Source organism: Shimia sp. Alg240-R146, from assembly GCF_947331465.1.
Classification (GTDB): domain Bacteria; phylum Pseudomonadota; class Alphaproteobacteria; order Rhodobacterales; family Rhodobacteraceae; genus Shimia.
Genome location: NZ_CAMZOK010000002.1, coordinates 943,458 through 962,393, shown reverse-complemented (window position 1 = coordinate 962,393; position 18,936 = coordinate 943,458). Strand labels below are relative to the sequence as shown.

The following is an 18,936-nucleotide window of genomic DNA, read 5'->3' as shown; positions in this document are numbered from 1 at the left end:
AGAGGGTTTATAACCAGAGCGCAGGCCTGTCCACATGGCATTGGAAAAACCCGGTAGCTAACTAGCCTTCGACTTTGCGCAAAACATCACCTGTCCGGATTTGGCCATCCTGCACAACCGAGCATAAAAAGCCCCGCAAACGATAGGTCCGATGTGCCGGATCGCGCACCCAGTGATACACTTGAGCGCCATAACGGGCTTTCCATTTGACGCAGCCGTCGTTGAAAACCTCAGACACCCGTAAAACCGCAGTGCCGACCGAAAGCAATTGTCCCTCCGGAAGGTTTTCTTCGGACGGATCTATATCGGCAGCAAAGGTATCCCCGGGATGCATTGCCTCTCCGTTCGGCGTCCACACCAGATCCAGAATGCGCTTTGGAATGACGCAGACCTGAATGCCCGGATGTGGCGTCCCGTTTTCAAGCCGCATCCACGGCTGAGTGGCCCAGCGTTCGCCGGGGATGCCCTCGGCACTTGTCAGTGTAATTTCATCCACAAACCGCCGCGCATTGCGACCCGGTCTCAGGCACAAATGCGAAATGGCCGCCCCGTCTTTGGGGGCGGCCAACACATGAGACAAAGCCTCAGTCAGAGTTTCTAAAGACGGGGTCAATCTTCGACCAGGTCTTCATCGCCAGGTGGCATTTCAAAATCCAACCCGTGTGCCGCGCGGATCTTGTCTTCGATCTCATAAGCGACACGGGTGTTTTCCTTCAGGAAGGTCTTGGCGTTCTCACGCCCCTGCCCGATCCGCTCGTCTCCATAAGAGAACCAGCTGCCGGATTTTTCAACCACGCCCGCTTTGACGCCAAGGTCCAAAAGCTCGCCGGTCTTGGAAATACCTTCGCCATACATGATGTCGAATTCAACCTGTTTGAATGGCGGCGCAACTTTGTTTTTCACAACTTTGACGCGGGTCGCGTTGCCAACAATTTCATCACGATCCTTGACCGCGCCAATGCGGCGAATGTCCAAACGCACAGAGCTGTAAAACTTCAGCGCGTTGCCACCGGTTGTGGTCTCAGGAGAGCCAAACATAACGCCGATTTTCATCCTGATCTGGTTGATGAAGATCACCATGCAATTGGACCGCGCAATCGTGCCGGTCAGCTTGCGCATCGCTTGGCTCATCAGGCGGGCATGCACACCAACGCTGCTGTCGCCCATGTCGCCTTCAAGCTCGGATTTTGGCGTCAGCGCCGCAACCGAGTCGACAACAACCATGTTCACCGCACCGGACCGTACCAGCGTATCAACAATCTCCAGAGCCTGCTCACCTGTGTCGGGCTGCGAGATCAGCAACTCGTCAAGGTTCACGCCCAGCTTTTTGGCATACTGCGGATCCAGCGCGTGTTCCGCGTCAACAAACGCACAAACGCCGCCCTTTTTCTGCTCTTCCGCGATGCAGTGCAGCGTCAGAGTCGTCTTGCCCGAGCTTTCCGGCCCGTAAATCTCGACAACCCGCCCTTTGGGCAAACCACCGATTCCCAGAGCAATGTCCAGGCTCAGAGAGCCGGTCGAAGTCGATTCAATTTCTTGCGCGGGATTGTCCGCGCCCAGCTTCATGATGGAGCCTTTGCCGAACTGACGTTCGATCTGCGCCAAAGCGCTGTCCAGCGCCTTTTGCTTGTCGTTGGATTTCTTGCTGCTCATTGTCAAAAGATCTGCCGTTGCCATATGTCTGGCTCCTTATTCCATACCCGCGCCTAAGCGGCAATCACTGCCTGCGTTCACCTCTTGTTCTAAACTCTTATGAGATCAAAAGGAGAACAAATCAATCAAAATCTATAAACACAAATTTTTCGCACAACGGTTAAGGAGTAGTTTACAAAACCCAAACAAAGTGAACGAAACACCCACAGACTCCCACCCGAGGCGCAGTAGATGCTTGTTTTCTGGAACAAAAAACTTGTGTTCCTGTCGGTCCCAAAAACCGGCACCACAGCCATAGAAGAGACGCTCAGCCCATATGCGGACATGGTGATCTCTCATCCGCCCGAGCTTAAACACGCGCCACTGTATCGCTACAACCGCTTCTTCCGACCCATGTTTGAACGTGCTTGCAAGACGGATGACATGGAAACGATGGCGGTCATGCGCGAACCTGTAAGCTGGCTTGCCAGTTGGTATCGCTATCGCCGCCGTGACGACCTGCGCGGGCTTCCAAACTCCACTGCGGATGTCAGCTTTGAAGACTTCGTTCAGGAATACATGAAGGGTGAGCGTAAGGCGTCTTTTGCCAATGTCGGCAGTCAGGCCCGCTTTTTGGAACCCCGCAAAAACGGCCTCAAGGTTGACCACCTGTTTCGCTACGAAGATCAGCCTAAGCTATTGAATTTCCTAGAAACGCGACTGGACCTCAAAATCGAGCTGCCGCGTCGCAACAGCTCACCCGACATGCCTTTGTCCCTATCGCCGGACACCCGCACCAAACTGCTGCGCAAATGCGCCGAAGAATTTGAGCTCTACGAAAGCCTTACTTAGTCAGCTTAACTTTGGACGACACAGCCTCCGTCAGATCACTAAGACTAAAGGGTTTCGGCAGGAAGCTGGAATGCGTGATTCGCGCCTGATCGTCGCTGAAACTGTCTTCGGCATAGCCCGACACAAAGATCACCGGGACATCAGGATAGCTGCCGCGCGCTTGGCGCACCCAAGTCGGGCCGTCTATGCCGGGCATAATGACATCCGTGACAAATACATCGATTTTGGGGTGGTCACTTTCCAACAGTTCAAGCGCTTCTTCGCCTGAACTTGCCTCCAGAACCGTAAACCCGCGCATTTTGAGCGCACGTGTCGCAAACGACCGAACAGGTGCCTCGTCCTCGACCAGCATCACAACGCCGCTGTGACTGACGCTTGGCTCCATGGCTGCGCTCTGAACGGTCTCAACGGGCGCGGCTTCGCCCTCACCCAAATATGCCGGGAACATCAACGAAAATCGCGTGCCCTCGCCGACGGTGCTGTCAATAAAGATATACCCGCCGGTTTGTTTAACGATGCCGTAGGCAGTGGACAGCCCCAGCCCGGTGCCTTCACCGGTTTTCTTGGTCGTGTAGAACGGTTCAAACACCTTTTGCAGCTTGTCTTGTGGAATTCCCATGCCTTGGTCCGTGACACTGATGGACACGTATTTTCCAACCGGAACAACCACCCGATCGCGCTCCATCGGCTCAATCAAATCCAGCCCTTCGGTAACAACCCGGATTTCGCCACCACTTGGCATCGCATCTCGGGCGTTTACCACAAGATTCATCAGCACCTGTTCCAATTGCCGTTTGTCCGCACGAATGGCGGGCAACACAGGATCATTGCTCAGGCTAAGGCTGATTTTTTCGCCAACCAATCGGTTAAGCAGATGTGTCAGATCCGCCAGCGAATTGCGCAAATCCACGATCTCGGGCCGCAGGTTTTGTTTGCGTGAGAAAGCGAGCAGTTGCCCCACCAGCGCGGCCGCGCGGTTGGCGTTCTGGTTGATCTGGATGAGGTCGGCGAAGTCAGGATCACCTTGGTCATGACGCAGCAACAAAAGGTCGCAATGTCCTGATATTGCAGTCAAAAGGTTATTGAAATCATGCGCCACGCCACCTGCAAGTTGGCCGATGGCCTGCATCTTCTGGCTTTGAACAAATTGCGCCTCAAGCGATTTCAACTCGGTGGCGTCGCTAAGAACAGCAATCAACGAACTTGTGTCGCCCTCAACCACGCGGTTCAGGCTCACCTGCACAAAGGTTTCTTTCTCGTCGCTTTTTAGACGCAAGAATTCGGAATGATGACCACCACGACCAGACGCGGCCTCCGCCAACCAATCCGCGATGGATCGACCAAGCCCTTCCAACAGGTCGCTCAGCAAAGTGTCATCCGTGAGTTGGCTGTCCAAAAGCCCGCGCGCGGTGCGGTTGGCCATGATCACTTTACCATCGCGGTCCACCTTCAGCAGCGCCACCGGCAGTTCGTCAAAAAGAACCGCCCCTTCGCGCACCACCGGCACCTCTGTCGGCAGCAAATATATTTCGCGGCGGCCTGCCGTGGCTTCAAATTCCGCCACCAGACATTGCTGCTCGCCTTTGGCCGTCAGCACCATCGTCGCCTCGCTGGGAATACCCGACCAATCACCAAACACGTCACCCAACGTCTTTTTGCGTTCGCCCAACAGGTTGCGCGCGGCGGCGTTCATAAACAGAATCGTTCCGGATCTACCAACCGTCAGCATCGGCAGACGCGGGCTTGCTCCTTGCGAATGCTCTGCGGATGGATGAAACGTCTCAAAAATCCAGTGGTTTGTCCCATCAGGCAAACGAGAAACACGCACCGACAAAGACCCATCACGTTGCGGTACAGTTTCCTGTCCCTGACCGGTGTCGCCCGCCAAATCAAGAAGCCGTTGGACCAGACCTTCGCCGTCAACAGCCCGCCGTTTGGCCACGTCGGATACAGTTTTGTCCCGCTGCTTTAGATGTGCCTGTGCTGCGATGTTGGCATACAGGATCACGCCGTCACTATTCGTCAGGATCTGCTCGGATTTTTCCTGATCAACCAGAGCTTTGACAATTGGCAAGTTGCTAGAGGTGCCGCCCGCAGGTTTGGCGTAGCGAAGTCTCAACACAAGCAATCCCAGAATGATCACGGCTGCCGTGCCGATCAACGAAATCTGCAACAATGGCTGCGGCACAAATGCCGACACACCCAAAAGTGCCAGCGCGGCCAATCCAATAGGAAGAGCGCGCCTTTGAAATAGAGTCGCCATTTGAGGCTCGGCCCCGGAGGGCCCATCCGATATGGTCACATGAACACCTAAAAACCTGCAGTTAACGCAAATATGAGCCGGATTTTCTTAAACCGGCATTAACACTGCAACGAAATAACGCATTCTAGATGATTTTAGGCTGACTTGCGCCGAAGTTCAGCAACGAAAAACCCGTCTCCGTCCGCGGTCATATCGAATCTCTGCGACGCACAGACAGTCCAGTCGTCATGCGCTTGCACAAATTGTGCCAGCTGATCTTCGTTCTCTGCCTTCAAAAGTGAACAGGTTGCATAGACCAAAGTTCCGTCTTGCGTGACCAGATCGGCGGCTTGGGTCAAAATCTCCGCCTGCAGGTCCGTCAAATCCGACATATCCTGTTGCGTTAACCGCCATTTCGCATCTGGTGTGCGCCGCCAGGTTCCGCTTCCGGAACACGGCACATCGCAAAAGACCAAATCATACGGCGCGTCACCGGCCGCATCATCGACGATTTGAACAGCCACGCCCGCTCGCTCAGCCCGCGCCGGCAGATCTCGAAGCCGTGCGGGATTGGCATCATGTGCATAAAACTGACCGTCACACAGGCCGGCCATGGCCAAGGTTTTGCCACCTCCCCCTGCGCAATAATCCAGAAATTTCATGCCCTTACGAAGTGAAAGTGATGCAACTGCAGCCTGACTGGACGCGTCCTGCAATTCCACCAAACCATCGCGATAAGCCGCACTCTGTGCTACCCGACGTGGACCATCAGTCACCAACAACGCGGTGTCCGCAAGTGCCAAGGGCGCTGTCTCAACGCCGTCTTCACGCAGCTGCGCTTGCGCCTCGGAAATAGAGGCCTTGCGCAGGTTCACCCGAAGGCTCACCGGTGCCCGCAGGCGGATTGCTTCCATTGTCGCATCAAATTCTTCGGCTAGGCTGTCGCGCAAAGGATCAACCAGCCAAGCAGGCACGTCCAATGCCTTCGCACTGTCTGGGTGAACTGCCCGCTCGTCGTCACTCAAAACCGATGCCGCATAACCTTCGCCAGTGAACATGGTTTCTGGATCTATACCGGACAAGCGAAGCACACCAATCATGACTCCGCGCCCATCCGCACTGCCACCTGCCTGTGCAGCAGACGCGCGTTGGCGCAGGCCATCAAATACATGATCACGCACCGCAGCGCGGTCTTTGGAGCCTGCGAATCGATTTCGCCGCCCCCACCCCGTCAGGCATTTTTCTGCAGGCGCACCGGCAAAAATTTCATCCAACAACTCAATTGCGGTGGCGACGCGCGCGGCAGGTGTCATCAGCCGATCCGATAGTTCGGGGATTCACGCGTGATCTGCACGTCATGCACGTGGCTTTCCTTCAACCCGGCACCTGTGATCTTCACAAAATTGCAGTTCTTGCGCATGTCCTCGACCGTAGCGTTGCCGGTATATCCCATCGCTGCGCGCAGACCGCCGACCAGTTGGTGAATGACCGTGCCTGCCGGACCTTTGTAAGGCACCTGGCCTTCGATGCCTTCCGGCACCAACTTGTCGCTTGCCGCGTCTTTCTGAAAATAACGGTCGGCAGACCCCCGCGCCATCGCGCCCAAAGAGCCCATGCCGCGATAAGATTTAAACGACCGGCCCTGATAGAGGATCACCTCTCCCGGGCTTTCATCCGTGCCGGCGATCATGCTGCCAACCATGGCACAGCTTGCGCCTGCCGCAATTGCCTTGGCAAAATCGCCCGAGAATTTGATGCCGCCATCCGCAATAACCGGCACATCGCCGGCGGCTTTGGCACAATCATCAATCGCGGTCAGCTGCGGCACGCCGACACCGGCCACCATACGAGTGGTGCAGATCGAGCCCGGTCCAATTCCAACCTTTACGGCATCCGCGCCCGCATCAATCAACGCTTTGGTCGCGTCCCCTGTGGCGACGTTGCCTGCAATCACTTGAACCGAATTGGACAGCGATTTAACGCGTTTCACCGCATCAATAACACCTCCCGAGTGCCCATGCGCCGTATCCACCACCACGATGTCGACACCCGCGTCGATCAGCATTTCCGACCGCTCAAATCCGCTGTCCCCAACCGAAGACGCCGCAGCAACGCGCAGACGCCCCAACTCGTCTTTGCAGGCCGTAGGATTCAAAACCGCTTGTTCGGTGTCTTTCAGGGTCAACAGACCGGTCAGCTTGCCTTGGACATCATGCACCAACAGTTTTTCAATCCGCCGCGACCGCATCAGGCTTTTGGCTTCTTCCAGATCAGCGGGCTCTGCGAGCATTGCCAGATCATTGGTGGTCATCATTGCGTGCACCGGCGTGTCATCGCTTTGCGCAAACCGCATATCGCGGTTGGTCACGATGCCCACAACGTGGCCCTTCTCGTCCACCACAGGAAAGCCCGTAAAGCGATAGCGCTCAATCAGCGCCTTGGCATCAGCCAGCGTCTGGTTCGGAGTCAGCGTAACAGGGTTGTAAACAATGCCGCTTTCAAAGCGTTTCACACGACGCACTTCGCGCGACTGTGTTTCCGCATCGAGGTTCTTGTGGATCACGCCCATGCCGCCCGCTTGTGCCATGGCAATCGCCATTCGGCTTTCGGTGACGGTGTCCATCGCCGAACTCAGCAGAGGTATATTGAGATCAATGGCTTTCGTGACTTTGGTGCGCGTATCTGCCGTTGATGGCAGAACCACCGACGCAGCCGGAACCAACAAAACATCATCGAAAGTAAGCGCCTCACGAATCTCCATCGCACATCTCCTTGGGGGAACCTCGTTTGGCACGTCCCTATCGCATGGCTTGCCCCTGTGGAAAACCCCAAAAACCCGACCGGGATGGCAAAACCCGCCAACGGGGCAGGTCTTTGCCCGTTTTGCGCGCCTCCCCACAGCATTGGCAAAAAGCGACGCCTTCGAGCATGACCATGCCGCTCCTTGCCTTTCGCCACAGATATCGGCAGGTATTCTTCAGCCAAGCGAACAGTACTGAGGCCCAAAGATGAGCAGCGATCCTCTGGTGATTTTCACCCCGTCCGGAAAACGCGGACATTTTCCGGTCGGCACACCAATCCTGACCGCCGCACGGCAATTGGGCGTCGATCTCGACAGCGTCTGTGGCGGGCGTGGCATCTGCTCAAAATGCCAGATCACGCCCTCCTACGGTGAGTTCCCCAAACACGGCGTAACAGTCGACGAGGATGCCCTGTCGGACTGGAACGCGGTTGAGCAACGCTATGATGACAAACGCGGCCTGCCCAAAGGCCGGCGCCTTGGCTGTCAGGCGGCGGTTCAAGGCGACATTGTCATCGACGTGCCGCCGGAATCGCAAGTGCACAAACAGGTGGTGCGCAAACGCGCCGAAGTGCGCGACATCACGCTAAACCCAACCGTCAAACTGACCTATGTCGAGGTCGAAGAGCCCGACATGCACAAGCCGTCCGGCGATCTGGAGCGGCTGCTGACTGCGCTCAAGTCCGCCACCGGCCATGCACAGATTGACGTAGACACCCATCTGCTGCGCCCTTTGCAGCCCATTCTGCGCAAAGGCGCTTGGACAGCGACGGCGGCCATCCATCAGGGCCGCGACGACGCCACCCCGCGCCTGATCGCACTTTGGCCGGGTTTTTACGACCAACCGCTATTTGGCCTCGCTGTCGACCTCGGCTCCACCACCATCGCCGGCCACCTCTGTAATCTGGAAACCGGCGACGTTGTGGCCTCTTCCGGCCTGATGAACCCGCAAATCCGCTTTGGCGAAGATCTGATGAGCCGTGTCAGCTACGCTATGATGAACAAAGGCGGCGATCTGGAAATGACCGAAGCCGTGCGGGCTGGCCTCAATCAGCTTGTCACAGACATCGCCAGCGACGCCGAAATCGACAAAACCCAAATCCTTGATGCGGTCTTTGTCATGAACCCTGTCATGCATCACTTGTTTCTTGGCATCGATCCGTTTGAATTGGGTCAAGCGCCTTTCGCACTCGCAACGTCCGATGCAATGGACCTGAACGCCACTGATCTGGGTCTCGATATTGCGGCGGGCACCCGCGCCTACCTTTTGCCTTGCATCGCGGGTCACGTCGGGGCGGACGCCGCCGGTGTTGCCCTGTCGGAGGCACCAAACAAATCCGACGATCTCGCGCTCGTGGTTGACGTCGGCACCAACGCCGAAATTCTGCTTGGTGACAAAGATGGCGTGATGGCCTGCTCGTCCCCAACCGGCCCTGCCTTTGAAGGCGCGCAGATCAGTTCCGGCCAACGCGCCGCGCCCGGCGCCATTGAACGGGTTGAAATCGATCCCGTCACCAAGGAACCGAGGTTCCGCGTGATCGGGTCCGATCTGTGGTCCGACGAGGACGGCTTTGACGCCGCCATTGCCACCACCGGTGTAACTGGAATCTGCGGCTCCGGCATTATCGAAGTCATTGCCGAGATGCGCATCGCCGGACTTGTGGACGCCTCTGGCCTGATCGGGTCAGCCGAGCAAACCGGCACCGATCGATGCTTTCTAGATGGGCGCACCAATTCCTACCGCCTGTGGAATGGCGACGAGGATCAGAAAGAAATCACAGTCACCAACGGTGACATCCGCGCCATTCAAATGGCCAAGGCCGCGCTTTATTCCGGTGCACGCCTGCTGATGGACAAACGCGGCGTTGATAAAGTCGACCGCGTGGTTCTCGCGGGTGCCTTTGGCGCGCATATTTCGGCCAAACACGCGATGGTCCTTGGGATGATCCCCGACTGCCCACTCGACAAAGTCACCTCCGCTGGCAACGCCGCAGGCACAGGTGCGCGAATTGCACTCTTGAACCGCGCGGCGCGAACCGAAATCGAAACACTTGTGCGCCAGATCGAGAAAATCGAAACCGCCGTTGAGCCCCGCTTTCAAGAGCATTTCGTGAACGCTTCCGCCTTGCCGAACTCGGCGGACCCTTTCCCGATATTGCGCGATCTGGTGACCCTTCCCGATGTCAGCTTTAACACGGGCGGTGGAGATAGTGCATCAGGCGGACGCCGACGTCGACGTCGCGGCTGACACCACACTGAAGATTTGCACGTATAGGGCGATCCGGCTAGGATCGCCCTATTCATTTTCAGAAAGCCTATTTTATGTCTCGCAAACTGATCATCTGCTTTGACGGCACCGGCAACGAGGTCGAGAAAAACGAGAGCAACATTTTGCGGCTCTACAAATGCCTGAAACACGACGACAACCAGTTGGTCTATTACGAGCCAGGCGTTGGCACTTTGTCGACCCGCCCGTTTGCCACCACGCCGTTTTCCAAAGCCCGTCTTGTTCTGGGACTTGCCGCTGGTCTTGGCCTGCACAAGAACGTCCTGCACGCCTATCAGTTCCTCTGCGAAAACTACCGCGAAGGCGACAGGCTCTATTTCTTTGGCTATTCCCGAGGGGCATATACCGCGCGTGTGCTGGCTGGGTTCATCAACGATTTCGGCCTCGTTGCGCCGCATGAAATGCACCTGATCGGTCCGGTGTTCAAAACCTGGCGCAAGATCCCCAAAGACGCCCCGCGCGAGGCATACGCGCCGCTTCGAATTTCCGAGCAGTTCTTCCACATTCGCCGCCCTTCGATCCGCTTCCTTGGGTTGTGGGACACCGTCAGTTCGATGATCCGCATCCGACTGAAATGGGGCACTTTCCTCGAATTCGGCTCCAACTCCAGTGTTGATGAAAACCCGTCGGTCAAGGCCGTGCGCCACGCGCTCTCCATTGATGAAACACGTCGGTTCTTCCGCCATCAGTTCTGGACTGAAGGTCAGGATTATCACGGCACCCGTTTCAAATCCAAAACCAACCCGCCGAAACAGGACGTGACCCAAGTCTGGTTCCCCGGAACCCACACAGATGTTGCAGGCTCTATTCCTGAAAATGAGGCCGGACTGTCCAAACTCACTCTGGTCTGGATGCGCAACGAAATCGACGGCCTTGGCGTGGACAAGCTGGAGTTCCGCGAGCCGTTTTATGCCCGCTACGTGCTGGGCAAAAAGGACAAGGTCACCGAACGCATGGGACTGGAGATTTCCGAACCCAATGCGCTTGCACCGATTCATAGCCAGATGAAGTTGCGCAAGTTCTGGCCCGTACTGGAAATCATCCCGCGCCTGACCAAACGCAGCCGTTGGCCCGATCAAAAAGGCTGGTTTGGCTACTACCTGCCCTTGGCGCAGGAACGCTACATTCCCCCCGGCAGCCATATTGACCCGTCTGCCTATGAACGACGCAAAGGGGTGCCTGACTATGCGCCCAAAAACCTGCATCCCTTCCCCGAAGACGACGCGCCGTCATAACCGTCTTCCCCTCAGGTCACGATTGTCCGGCCTGTCGCCTGCCGCTAGTCTGCCCGAAATCCATTAGATTTCGGAGCTCCCATGTCGATCACCCAATACGAAGTCATTGGCAAAACCGCCGTACTGACTCTGTGCAACGGCGAGAACCGCCAAAACCCTGCCTTTGCGGCGGCCATGCTCGAAGCGCTGAAAATGGTCGAGGAGGACAGGTCCCTTCGTGCCCTTGTCATCACCTCGACCGATGAGAAAAACTGGTCGCAAGGCATCGATCTCAATTGGATGATGGGGGCGCAGCAATCTGGCAAAGGCGCGGACATCCAAGCCTTCCTGCACGACATGAACACGGTTTTTGGCAAGTTGCTGACCCTGCCCGTTCCGGTTATCGCCGCCATCACCGGCCACGCCTTTGGCAACGGCGCCATGCTTGCCAGCTGCTGTGACTTCCGTTTTATGCGCGCGGATCGCGGCTATTTCTGCTATCCGGAGGTGGACGTGAACATCCCCTTCCTGCCGTCCATGGTGAAATACATCCGCAAAGCAGTGCCCGAGCACCGCTTTAACGAAATGGCCCTCACCGGACGCCGCCTGACCGCCGAAGAAGCCGCGGCAGACAACATTCTGATGGCAGCGCTGCCCGACGCAAACGCGACCTTCAAGGCCGCCATGGACTATGCAGCAACCTTCAATAAAGGGCGCGGGATTTTTGGCATGCAAAAGCAACGCATGCACGGCCACATTCTGGAAACCATGAAAACCGAAGATACGCCGCTGATTGATGCAAGCGTGCTCACGGCCTAAGCGTCAAAACCAACAGCGCGGCCATTGACGCGGCCGCGCGAACTCTCTAGCTAGCAAGCCCACAGACGCGGGTATGGTGAAAAGGTATCACGGCAGCTTCCCAAGCTTTAGTTACGGGTTCAATTCCCGTTACCCGCTCCAAAAAACTCATCAGGTTGACGACATAAGACATTGCTATTCATAGATTAAATGAAAAGCTACCTGTCGCGGTGGTGCCGTATCTTTTCTAACAAGCGCACCGTTGACGCACTGGTGCCTTCCGGCACATCCTGGCCCTCAACCGCTGGCACCAACCCACCTGCGAGTTCTTTGCCCAATTCGACGCCCCATTGGTCAAACGAATTGATGCCATAGATCACGCCCTCGACAAAAACCCGATGCTCATACAGCGCCACAATCTGACCCAGCACATACGGCGTCAATCGCGGATAGAGTAACGTGGTCGACGGCCGATTGCCCGAGAAAACCCGATGTTTCGCCAGTTGATCGAGCTTTGCTCCTGCAACGCCCTGTTCAACCAATTGCGCCCGCGCTTCGTCCTCGGTGCGCCCGCGCAACAGCGCTTCCGATTGCGCCAGACAGTTTGCAACCAAAGCCCGATGATGCGCCATCAACTCCGGCTCATGTCCTTCAGCACCAATCAAGAATTCGCACGGCACAACCTGCTGCCCTTGGTGGATCAATTGATAAAACGCATGCTGACCGTTGGTTCCGGGTTCCCCCCAAACAATTGGTCCCGCCACTCGGTCCAGCGGACTGCCGTCCAGCGCAACTGATTTGCCGTTTGATTCCATTTCCAACTGCTGCAGATACGCTGGCAGACGCGACAAACGTTGCTCATATGGCAGCACCGCACGCGTTGGATGACCACACACCTGTTGGTTCCAGATGCCCGTCAGCGCCAGCATCACCGGCATGTTTTGCCCAAATTCCGCGTTCTGGAAATGCTGATCCATCGCCTGCGCGCCGCGCAGAAAACTCTCAAACGCGTCCGGTCCAATCGCCAACATGATTGCGAAACCGATGGGGCCCCACATCGAATAGCGACCACCAACCCAGTCTTCAAACCCAAACACGCGTTCCGCAGGAATGCCAAACTCTGCACATTTCTCGACCGCAGTGGAAATTGCGACAAACCGGCCCAATGCCGCCTCACCGCCGGCCCACGCCAAAGCGGACTTCGCGTTCAGCAATGTTTCCTGGGTGGTAAAGGTCTTGGACGCGACGATGAACATCGTGCTCGCCGGGTCCAGACCGGCCAACGTATCCGTCAGATCGCCGCCATCCACGTTTGAGATGAAGTGACATTTCGGTCCATCGTGATACGGCGCCAAAGCCAATACCGCCATCAATGGACCAAGGTCTGATCCGCCGATGCCGATATTCACCACATCCGTGATCCGACCAAAACTGCCATCGCGCACGGCCCGGGCCAATGTGCTCATCCGCGCCCGTGTCGCGGCCACCTCGGGTAACACGTTTTCGCCATCGACGATGATTGCATCGGCATCCAAGGCCCGCAGCGCCGTGTGCAGCACCGCCCGGCCTTCGGTTTCGTTAATGGCTGCACCGGCGAACATCGACGCACGCTTCTCGGCAACTCCGGCCGCCTCAGCCAGCGCCAAAAGCGCGGCGCGGCCGTTCACATCGATCGATGTTTTGGAGTAGTCAAACAACACCCCATCGGTTTCGATCGAGAACCCCTCGGCCCGCGTCGCATCCGCGTCAAATAATTCCGAAATCGGACGCGACCTAGCGTCCCCAGACATGGCATCCAATTCAGTCCACATGGCGTTATCCCTTGCTCCAGTGCACGTCGGCACCGCTTAGCACTGATTTGATCGGGGCTTTCTCAACCGGCAAATCACCTGCGGCCTTAAGCGCGGCTTTCTTATCGTCGCCCTTGATAACCAGATGCTTGCGCATCGCACCGTTTAACACCCGCGCTGACAAGGACACCCGCACGTCCGGTAACTCCGGTTTGCGCACAGGCACCAGAATGGGCGCATCATCGGCCAATGCTGCCGCCAAACCGTCGCTGTCGGGAAACAACGACGCCGTGTGCATATCGGCACCCATGCCAAGCAACGCGACATCCACCGGCATCGCCCCAAGCAAGGCCGCTTCCACGTCGCTCAAAACGTCTTCAGGCTGTTCAGATGGCGCATAAAACGGCAAAAACCGCGCGCCGACCGCGCGGTTGGTAATAAGCCGCGCCTTAACCAATGCAGTGTTGGACCGCTCATGGTCTTCCGGCACCCAACGCTCATCCGTCAGCATGACATTAACCCGCTCCCAAGGCAGATCTACCGCGCTCAGCGCATCAAAAATAGGTCCGGGCGTCGTGCCACCCGGTACGGCAAAGGTCACACGATCTTTGGCGTGCAGGGCCTCCGCCAGATCATCCGCCAGCACATTGGCGACGTCCATCATCATCATGTCCGCATCGGGGTATTTGATGAAATTCACTTGCTCAGTCCTTTCCATTCGCGCCCGTCCCGGCGCATCATCAGCATGGCATCGTCCGGCCCTGCGCTATAGGCATCATAAGGTTTGGGCACATCGCCGCGCGCTTCCCAGCCGCGAATAATCGGATCGGTCCAAGCCCAGGCAGCCTCAACCTCATCATTGCGCATGAACAACGTTTGGTTGCCGCGGATCACATCCATAATCAGCCGCTCATAAGCATCCGGCGTATCCGCGCTCGGGCCCAATGCCTCGGCAAAACTCATGTCCAGCGGCACGTCCACCAACCGCATTCCACCCGGCCCCGGTTCTTTGATGGTCACGCCCAGCGTAATGCCCTCGTTTGGTTGCAACTGAATGGTCAACTCGTTGCGATGCCGCCCTGCTTCGGGCCCAAAAATCGAATGCGGCGTGTCTTTGAACACAACGGTGATCTCGCTATCGCGATGGCTCAACCGCTTGCCAGTGCGCAAATAAAACGGCGTTCCGGCCCACCGCCAATTGTTGAGGTGGCATTTCAGGGCCACGAAACTCTCGGTTTTGGACCGTTCATTGCCCACATCTTCACGATAGCTCAGCGCGCCGTCCGAGGCTGTGTATTGCCCACGCACGATATGATGTGGCTGAACCCCATCAAGCGCACGGATCACCTTGAGCTTTTCATCGCGCACCGCATCCGGATCAAAATGCGCCGGAGGCTCCATCGCGATCAGGCACAGCAATTGCATCAGATGGTTCTGCACCATGTCCCGCATGGTTCCGGCACGATCATAAAACTCGCCCCGCCCCTCGACACCTACGCTTTCTGCGACCGTGATCTGGATATGGTCGATGTATTGCGCATTCCACAGCGGCTCAAACAGCATATTGCCAAACCGCACTGCCATCAGGTTTTGAACGGTCTCTTTGCCGAGATAATGGTCAATCCGGTAGATCTGGCTTTCGTCAAAATACTGCGCCAACTGCGCATTGAGCGCCCGCGCGCTGTCCAGATCCCGACCAAAGGGTTTTTCGACCACCACCCGACTGGCTTCATTGGTCAAGCCAAAGCGTTGCAGTTTTTGAGCTATTTCGGAAAACAGGCCCGGACCAACCGAGAAGTAGAAAGCCCGCACCGCATCGGGTGCAGCCCCCGCCTCCATCAAATCCGCCAAATCTTGCCAGCCGTTGTCGCCGCGCGCATCAATCGCCACGTAATCCACCGTGGCACAGAACTTTGCAACCGCGTCTTCATCCAGAGCAATCTCGCCTGCGAACTCGCGCAATGCGTCGCGCACAAATGCACGATACCCATCTGTGTCAAACGCCCGCCGTGCCGCACCAATCAACCGACTTTCTCCGGCCACTTGGCCCGAGCAAAACCTTTTGAACAACGCAGGCAGGATTTTGCGCCTTGCGAGATCGCCTGTTCCACCGATCACCACCAGATCAAAAGAGTCCACTGGAATTGTGCGCGAGACCATGTCGTTTGTCTTTCCTGTCATCGCCAAGACAATCCAGCCCCAGCGACGTTCAATTTGAAATTCGTTAGCGCTAACGAAGCCGCTAATTCGGATGTAGCACCGCGATTGTATCATCGCAAGCACGCATCACAACTGTGTCAGCCAAACGCAAAGCTCTTTACCAGTTGGCCACTTAACGGCTACCTCCGTTGCACCAAAAAGAAGTGACAGGCACATGAAAGACCACGCGACCCAGTCCCGGCTCTCAGAGAAATTTGTTGACCCGCATCTGACGGCCAAAGGCGACACACGCGCAACTGTGTCCCTCACCGACCCGCAGACCCTTTGGTTCAACACCGGAACGCTCTGCAATATCAAGTGTGAGAACTGCTATATTCTGTCCTCGCCCAGCAATGACGCGCTTGTCTATCTGACGGCGGATGAAGTCTCTGACTACCTCGATCAACTGGACGATCGGAACTGGGGTGTGCGTGAAATCGGGTTTACCGGTGGTGAGCCCTTCATGAACCCTGAGATGGTGGAAATGACCCGCCGCGCGCTTGAGCGCGGCTATGAGGTGTTGATCCTGACAAATGCCATGCAACCAATGATGCGAAAACGCGTCAAAGAGGGCATTCTTTCTCTTAGGGACAGCTATCGCGACAAGCTGACCTTCCGCATTTCCGTTGACCACTATGGCGCCGAGTTGCACGACAAAGAACGCGGAAAAGGCAGCTTTGAGCGTACCCTGCAAGGCATGCGATGGCTGCGTGACGAAGGCTTCCAAATGACAGTTGCCGGCCGCACCGTCTGGGGCGAAAGCGACGCTGACTCGCGGGCCGGTTACGCGCAACTTTTTGCGGATGAAGGTTTCGATATTGAAGCTCAAAGCCCTGCAAAAACTATACTTTTTCCGGAAATGGATGAAACCGTCGATGTGCCGGAAATTACGACGGACTGCTGGTCGATCCTGAACAAATCCCCATCCGAGGTCATGTGTTCCAATTCACGCATGGTGGTCCGTCACAAAGGCGCTGACGCCCCTTCGGTGATTGCCTGCACCCTGCTGCCGTATGATCCGCAATTTGATTTGGGCGCCTCATTGGAAGAGGCCGAGCGCGACGTCGCGCTCAACCATCCGCATTGTGCCAAGTTTTGCGTGCTTGGCGGGGCCAGCTGTTCGGCCTAAAGGTTCACAACGTGACCGTGGCGGGCATTCGCCTGCCCGGTAGCCAATGCGCCATAGACGTCAGCGACGGCGTCCAGCCCGACATGTTCTTTTAGGTCCAACCACGCGCTCGCATCCGCCGCCAGCCGTTTCCAACCCGCTGTGATTTGCCGCTCAATCTCGCCCGGACCCCATTCTGCGCGACGTTTCTCAATCTGGCTTGGCGCAAAGAAGAACTGCGGCTTCACGCCTTCAAGCTCCTGTTTGGCCTTGAATTGATCCCAGTGGCTGGTGCCTACCGCGCTGGAGTGGCGCAAATCATCCGCCAAATGCGCGTGCAACCTCCGTTTTACGTCTGCATTGCCCGACATATCGACGTAGACCGAGGGGACTTTGTCCAACGTCTCAATCTTGTCATAGGTCACCACGCTGTCCGCGCCGGATTGCGCCGCCACATAGTCTGCATTGCCTGACGACGTCAGACCAACAATCTTCACTGGCCGCCCGTCGAGTTCGGCAAGAAACTTGCATAATCCAAGACCGGTTTTAGATGAAGCGCTTCCTACAATTATCTGTTTTGCATCAAAAAATTCGTTATCCTTCAGCCAATCAAACAGCAGGTAAGACGTCGCCAACAGTGGCTGCAAAAGGGATTGATACCCCTCAAGATCGGCGGGTTTTTCCGTGCTTCGGGTATAGCGGTTGTACACCACAGGCAACTTGGCGCGATGGTCGCTGGCATCAAGCACAGTTTTGCCGCCCATATCCTGTGGCGTGATCACCAACTCGTCTGCCATCGGCCAAAAGCCATAAAGACGCTCACCAACTTCAAGAACCTCCGAGGCGCTCTCGACCACTTCTGCAAAGCCCCAGACCGGCACGATGCCCTGACCTTCGATGCCGGTCGGAAAGAAATGCCAGTAGCCGATCATAAAACCCGACGCGGCATAGGTCACATTGTTCGCCGTCAACGCAAAGCGACGGATTTTCATCCGGGCCTGCCCGTCAGCCAGAGGTGCTGAGGCAACCTCTTGAACTTGTGTCTTTGTGATGTCGGTCTGATCCACCAAAATTCGTTGCATGACGCGCCTCCTGTTAGGTTGTGACAAACCATAGGCCCGACCGCGACTTTGCCCCAGATGGTGTCCGTTTTGGCAACGCCACGTCACAGCGGCCTAGTTCAACTCGGGCGAGCGCCAGTATTTGGTGCCTTCAGCATTGGCATTCACGCGCCAACCTTTCTTATCCAGCAAAAAGAAAGACCGCCCATCCACGAACCGCACGCTCTCGTCATCGCGGCCTTCGTCCGACATGCTGCCCATGCCTGCGGTTGCATCAAAGCCGTTGATTACAAAGCTGTCAAAATCCGTCGTTGTCTCAAACAAAATGACAAACTGCGTTTCAAAACCACCTATTCCAAGCGCAGCGCCCACGCCGCCTGTGCCCATATTCATATAGGTTCGTGCCCCTTCCGGCCCGACAGCCACGCCGCGCCCATAGCCCGCTGAGACCGGAAAGATGGTCACTTTTCGTGTGTCAAACGCGGCAAATCCAGCGCTGGCCTGATAGAGCGCAGAAGCATCGGCATTTTCCCTCAAAAGACGCGCGAGAATGCTATCCGACATGGCATCCAGACGGGCGCGCGTTTGTTCGGGCGTTTCTTCGTTGGACAGCAACTCACCGGTGGAGGATATGCTGTTGCCAACGGCCTTTGCCCCCTTGTTGATGGCACCACCAACGGCCTCCGCGCCGTCGCCAATTGCCTCTCCGGTCTGAGCGGCACCTTTCTTGAGTTTCTGCCAGGCGTTTTCTGCCTGCGCATCCGCTGAAAAACCGGTACAGCCAAGCAATGAAATGACCGCAACACGCAACTTGAAATGCGCCATAGAGACCCCTTCCGAAATGACAGATAGAACTGGTTCAGTCTTGCGCAGATTTCCTGCTGTGAACAGATCAGATTTCGCCTTCGTTGCAATGCCCAATTAAATTCGCATTGAAGTTCAATAAATTCATA

Annotated in this window: 15 protein-coding genes and 1 tRNA gene; 6 read left to right on the top strand and 10 right to left on the bottom strand. The window is 56.5% G+C overall.

The window, feature by feature from the left end:
* Nucleotides 1-61 precede the first annotated feature (61 nt).
* Both PG871_RS13925 and recA read right to left on the bottom strand, forming a co-directional pair.
* On the bottom strand, nucleotides 62-613 hold the full coding sequence (locus tag PG871_RS13925) for an MOSC domain-containing protein (RefSeq protein ID WP_270730255.1): 552 nt from the start codon (nucleotides 611-613) through the stop codon (nucleotides 62-64).
* Nucleotides 610-1,677, bottom strand: coding sequence for a recombinase RecA (gene recA, locus PG871_RS13920; RefSeq protein WP_270730254.1), 1,068 nt, complete (start codon nucleotides 1,675-1,677; stop codon nucleotides 610-612). Before recA ends, PG871_RS13925 begins: the two co-directional genes overlap by 4 nt.
* A gap of 207 nt (nucleotides 1,678-1,884) precedes the next feature.
* Between recA and PG871_RS13915 the strand changes: the two genes are divergently transcribed.
* Nucleotides 1,885-2,484 carry a sulfotransferase family 2 domain-containing protein gene (locus PG871_RS13915; protein ID WP_270730252.1) on the top strand — a complete coding sequence of 200 codons (600 nt, stop codon included), beginning with the start codon at nucleotides 1,885-1,887 and terminating at the stop codon, nucleotides 2,482-2,484.
* Here the strand turns inward: PG871_RS13915 and PG871_RS13910 are convergent.
* The 3 genes from PG871_RS13910 to guaB all read right to left on the bottom strand — a co-directional run bounded on the left by PG871_RS13910 (nucleotide 2,477) and on the right by guaB (nucleotide 7,487).
* On the bottom strand, nucleotides 2,477-4,747 hold the full coding sequence (locus PG871_RS13910) for an ATP-binding protein (protein ID WP_270730250.1): 2,271 nt from the start codon (nucleotides 4,745-4,747) through the stop codon (nucleotides 2,477-2,479). The genes PG871_RS13915 and PG871_RS13910 overlap by 8 nt on opposite strands.
* Nucleotides 4,748-4,881: 134 nt before the next feature.
* Nucleotides 4,882-6,039, bottom strand: a complete 1,158-nt coding sequence (locus tag PG871_RS13905) for an RsmB/NOP family class I SAM-dependent RNA methyltransferase (RefSeq protein ID WP_270730248.1) — start codon at nucleotides 6,037-6,039, stop codon at nucleotides 4,882-4,884.
* Entirely contained in the window at nucleotides 6,039-7,487 is a 1,449-nt protein-coding gene (gene guaB, locus PG871_RS13900; RefSeq protein WP_270730246.1) for an IMP dehydrogenase, read from the bottom strand. Before guaB ends, PG871_RS13905 begins: the two co-directional genes overlap by 1 nt.
* A 247-nt stretch (nucleotides 7,488-7,734) precedes the next feature.
* On the opposite strand from guaB, the gene PG871_RS13895 reads away from it, so the two are divergent.
* The 4 genes from PG871_RS13895 to PG871_RS13880 all read left to right on the top strand — a co-directional run bounded on the left by PG871_RS13895 (nucleotide 7,735) and on the right by PG871_RS13880 (nucleotide 11,987).
* Nucleotides 7,735-9,774 (top strand): ASKHA domain-containing protein, encoded by a 2,040-nt coding sequence (locus PG871_RS13895; protein ID WP_270730243.1) that lies wholly within the window; start codon nucleotides 7,735-7,737, stop codon nucleotides 9,772-9,774.
* A gap of 74 nt (nucleotides 9,775-9,848) precedes the next feature.
* Nucleotides 9,849-11,048: a DUF2235 domain-containing protein gene (locus tag PG871_RS13890; RefSeq protein ID WP_270730242.1), complete on the top strand. Its 1,200-nt coding sequence runs from the start codon at nucleotides 9,849-9,851 to the stop codon at nucleotides 11,046-11,048.
* A gap of 81 nt (nucleotides 11,049-11,129) precedes the next feature.
* The gene (locus PG871_RS13885; protein ID WP_270730239.1) at nucleotides 11,130-11,846 is read left to right on the top strand and encodes an enoyl-CoA hydratase/isomerase family protein; all 717 of its coding nucleotides are present in this window, start codon (nucleotides 11,130-11,132) and stop codon (nucleotides 11,844-11,846) included.
* A 67-nt stretch (nucleotides 11,847-11,913) separates the two neighbouring features.
* Nucleotides 11,914-11,987 (top strand) — tRNA-Gly (locus PG871_RS13880).
* A 56-nt stretch (nucleotides 11,988-12,043) separates the two neighbouring features.
* On the opposite strand, the gene pgi is transcribed toward PG871_RS13880, so the two are convergent.
* The 3 genes from pgi to zwf are packed head-to-tail and all read right to left on the bottom strand — an operon-like array spanning nucleotide 12,044 to nucleotide 15,775.
* The gene (gene pgi / locus PG871_RS13875; RefSeq protein ID WP_270730238.1) at nucleotides 12,044-13,636 is read right to left on the bottom strand and encodes a glucose-6-phosphate isomerase; all 1,593 of its coding nucleotides are present in this window, start codon (nucleotides 13,634-13,636) and stop codon (nucleotides 12,044-12,046) included.
* Between the two features lie 4 nt (nucleotides 13,637-13,640).
* Nucleotides 13,641-14,315, bottom strand: coding sequence for a 6-phosphogluconolactonase (gene pgl / locus PG871_RS13870; RefSeq protein ID WP_270730236.1), 675 nt, complete (start codon nucleotides 14,313-14,315; stop codon nucleotides 13,641-13,643).
* Nucleotides 14,312-15,775, bottom strand: a complete 1,464-nt coding sequence (gene zwf / locus PG871_RS13865; protein WP_270730905.1) for a glucose-6-phosphate dehydrogenase — start codon at nucleotides 15,773-15,775, stop codon at nucleotides 14,312-14,314. Before zwf ends, pgl begins: the two co-directional genes overlap by 4 nt.
* Nucleotides 15,776-15,989: 214 nt before the next feature.
* Here zwf and PG871_RS13860 point away from each other — a divergent pair, with 214 nt between their 5' ends.
* A complete protein-coding gene (locus PG871_RS13860) occupies nucleotides 15,990-16,943 on the top strand; it encodes a radical SAM protein (protein ID WP_270730235.1) in 954 nt (317 codons plus the stop codon).
* Here the strand turns inward: PG871_RS13860 and PG871_RS13855 are convergent.
* Both PG871_RS13855 and PG871_RS13850 read right to left on the bottom strand, forming a co-directional pair.
* On the bottom strand, nucleotides 16,940-18,004 hold the full coding sequence (locus PG871_RS13855) for a DUF2855 family protein (RefSeq protein ID WP_270730233.1): 1,065 nt from the start codon (nucleotides 18,002-18,004) through the stop codon (nucleotides 16,940-16,942). The two genes, PG871_RS13860 and PG871_RS13855, sit on opposite strands and share 4 nt — an antisense overlap.
* A 93-nt stretch (nucleotides 18,005-18,097) precedes the next feature.
* Nucleotides 18,098-18,808, bottom strand: coding sequence for a hypothetical protein (locus tag PG871_RS13850; RefSeq protein WP_270730232.1), 711 nt, complete (start codon nucleotides 18,806-18,808; stop codon nucleotides 18,098-18,100).
* Between the last annotated feature and the right edge of the window lie 128 nt (nucleotides 18,809-18,936).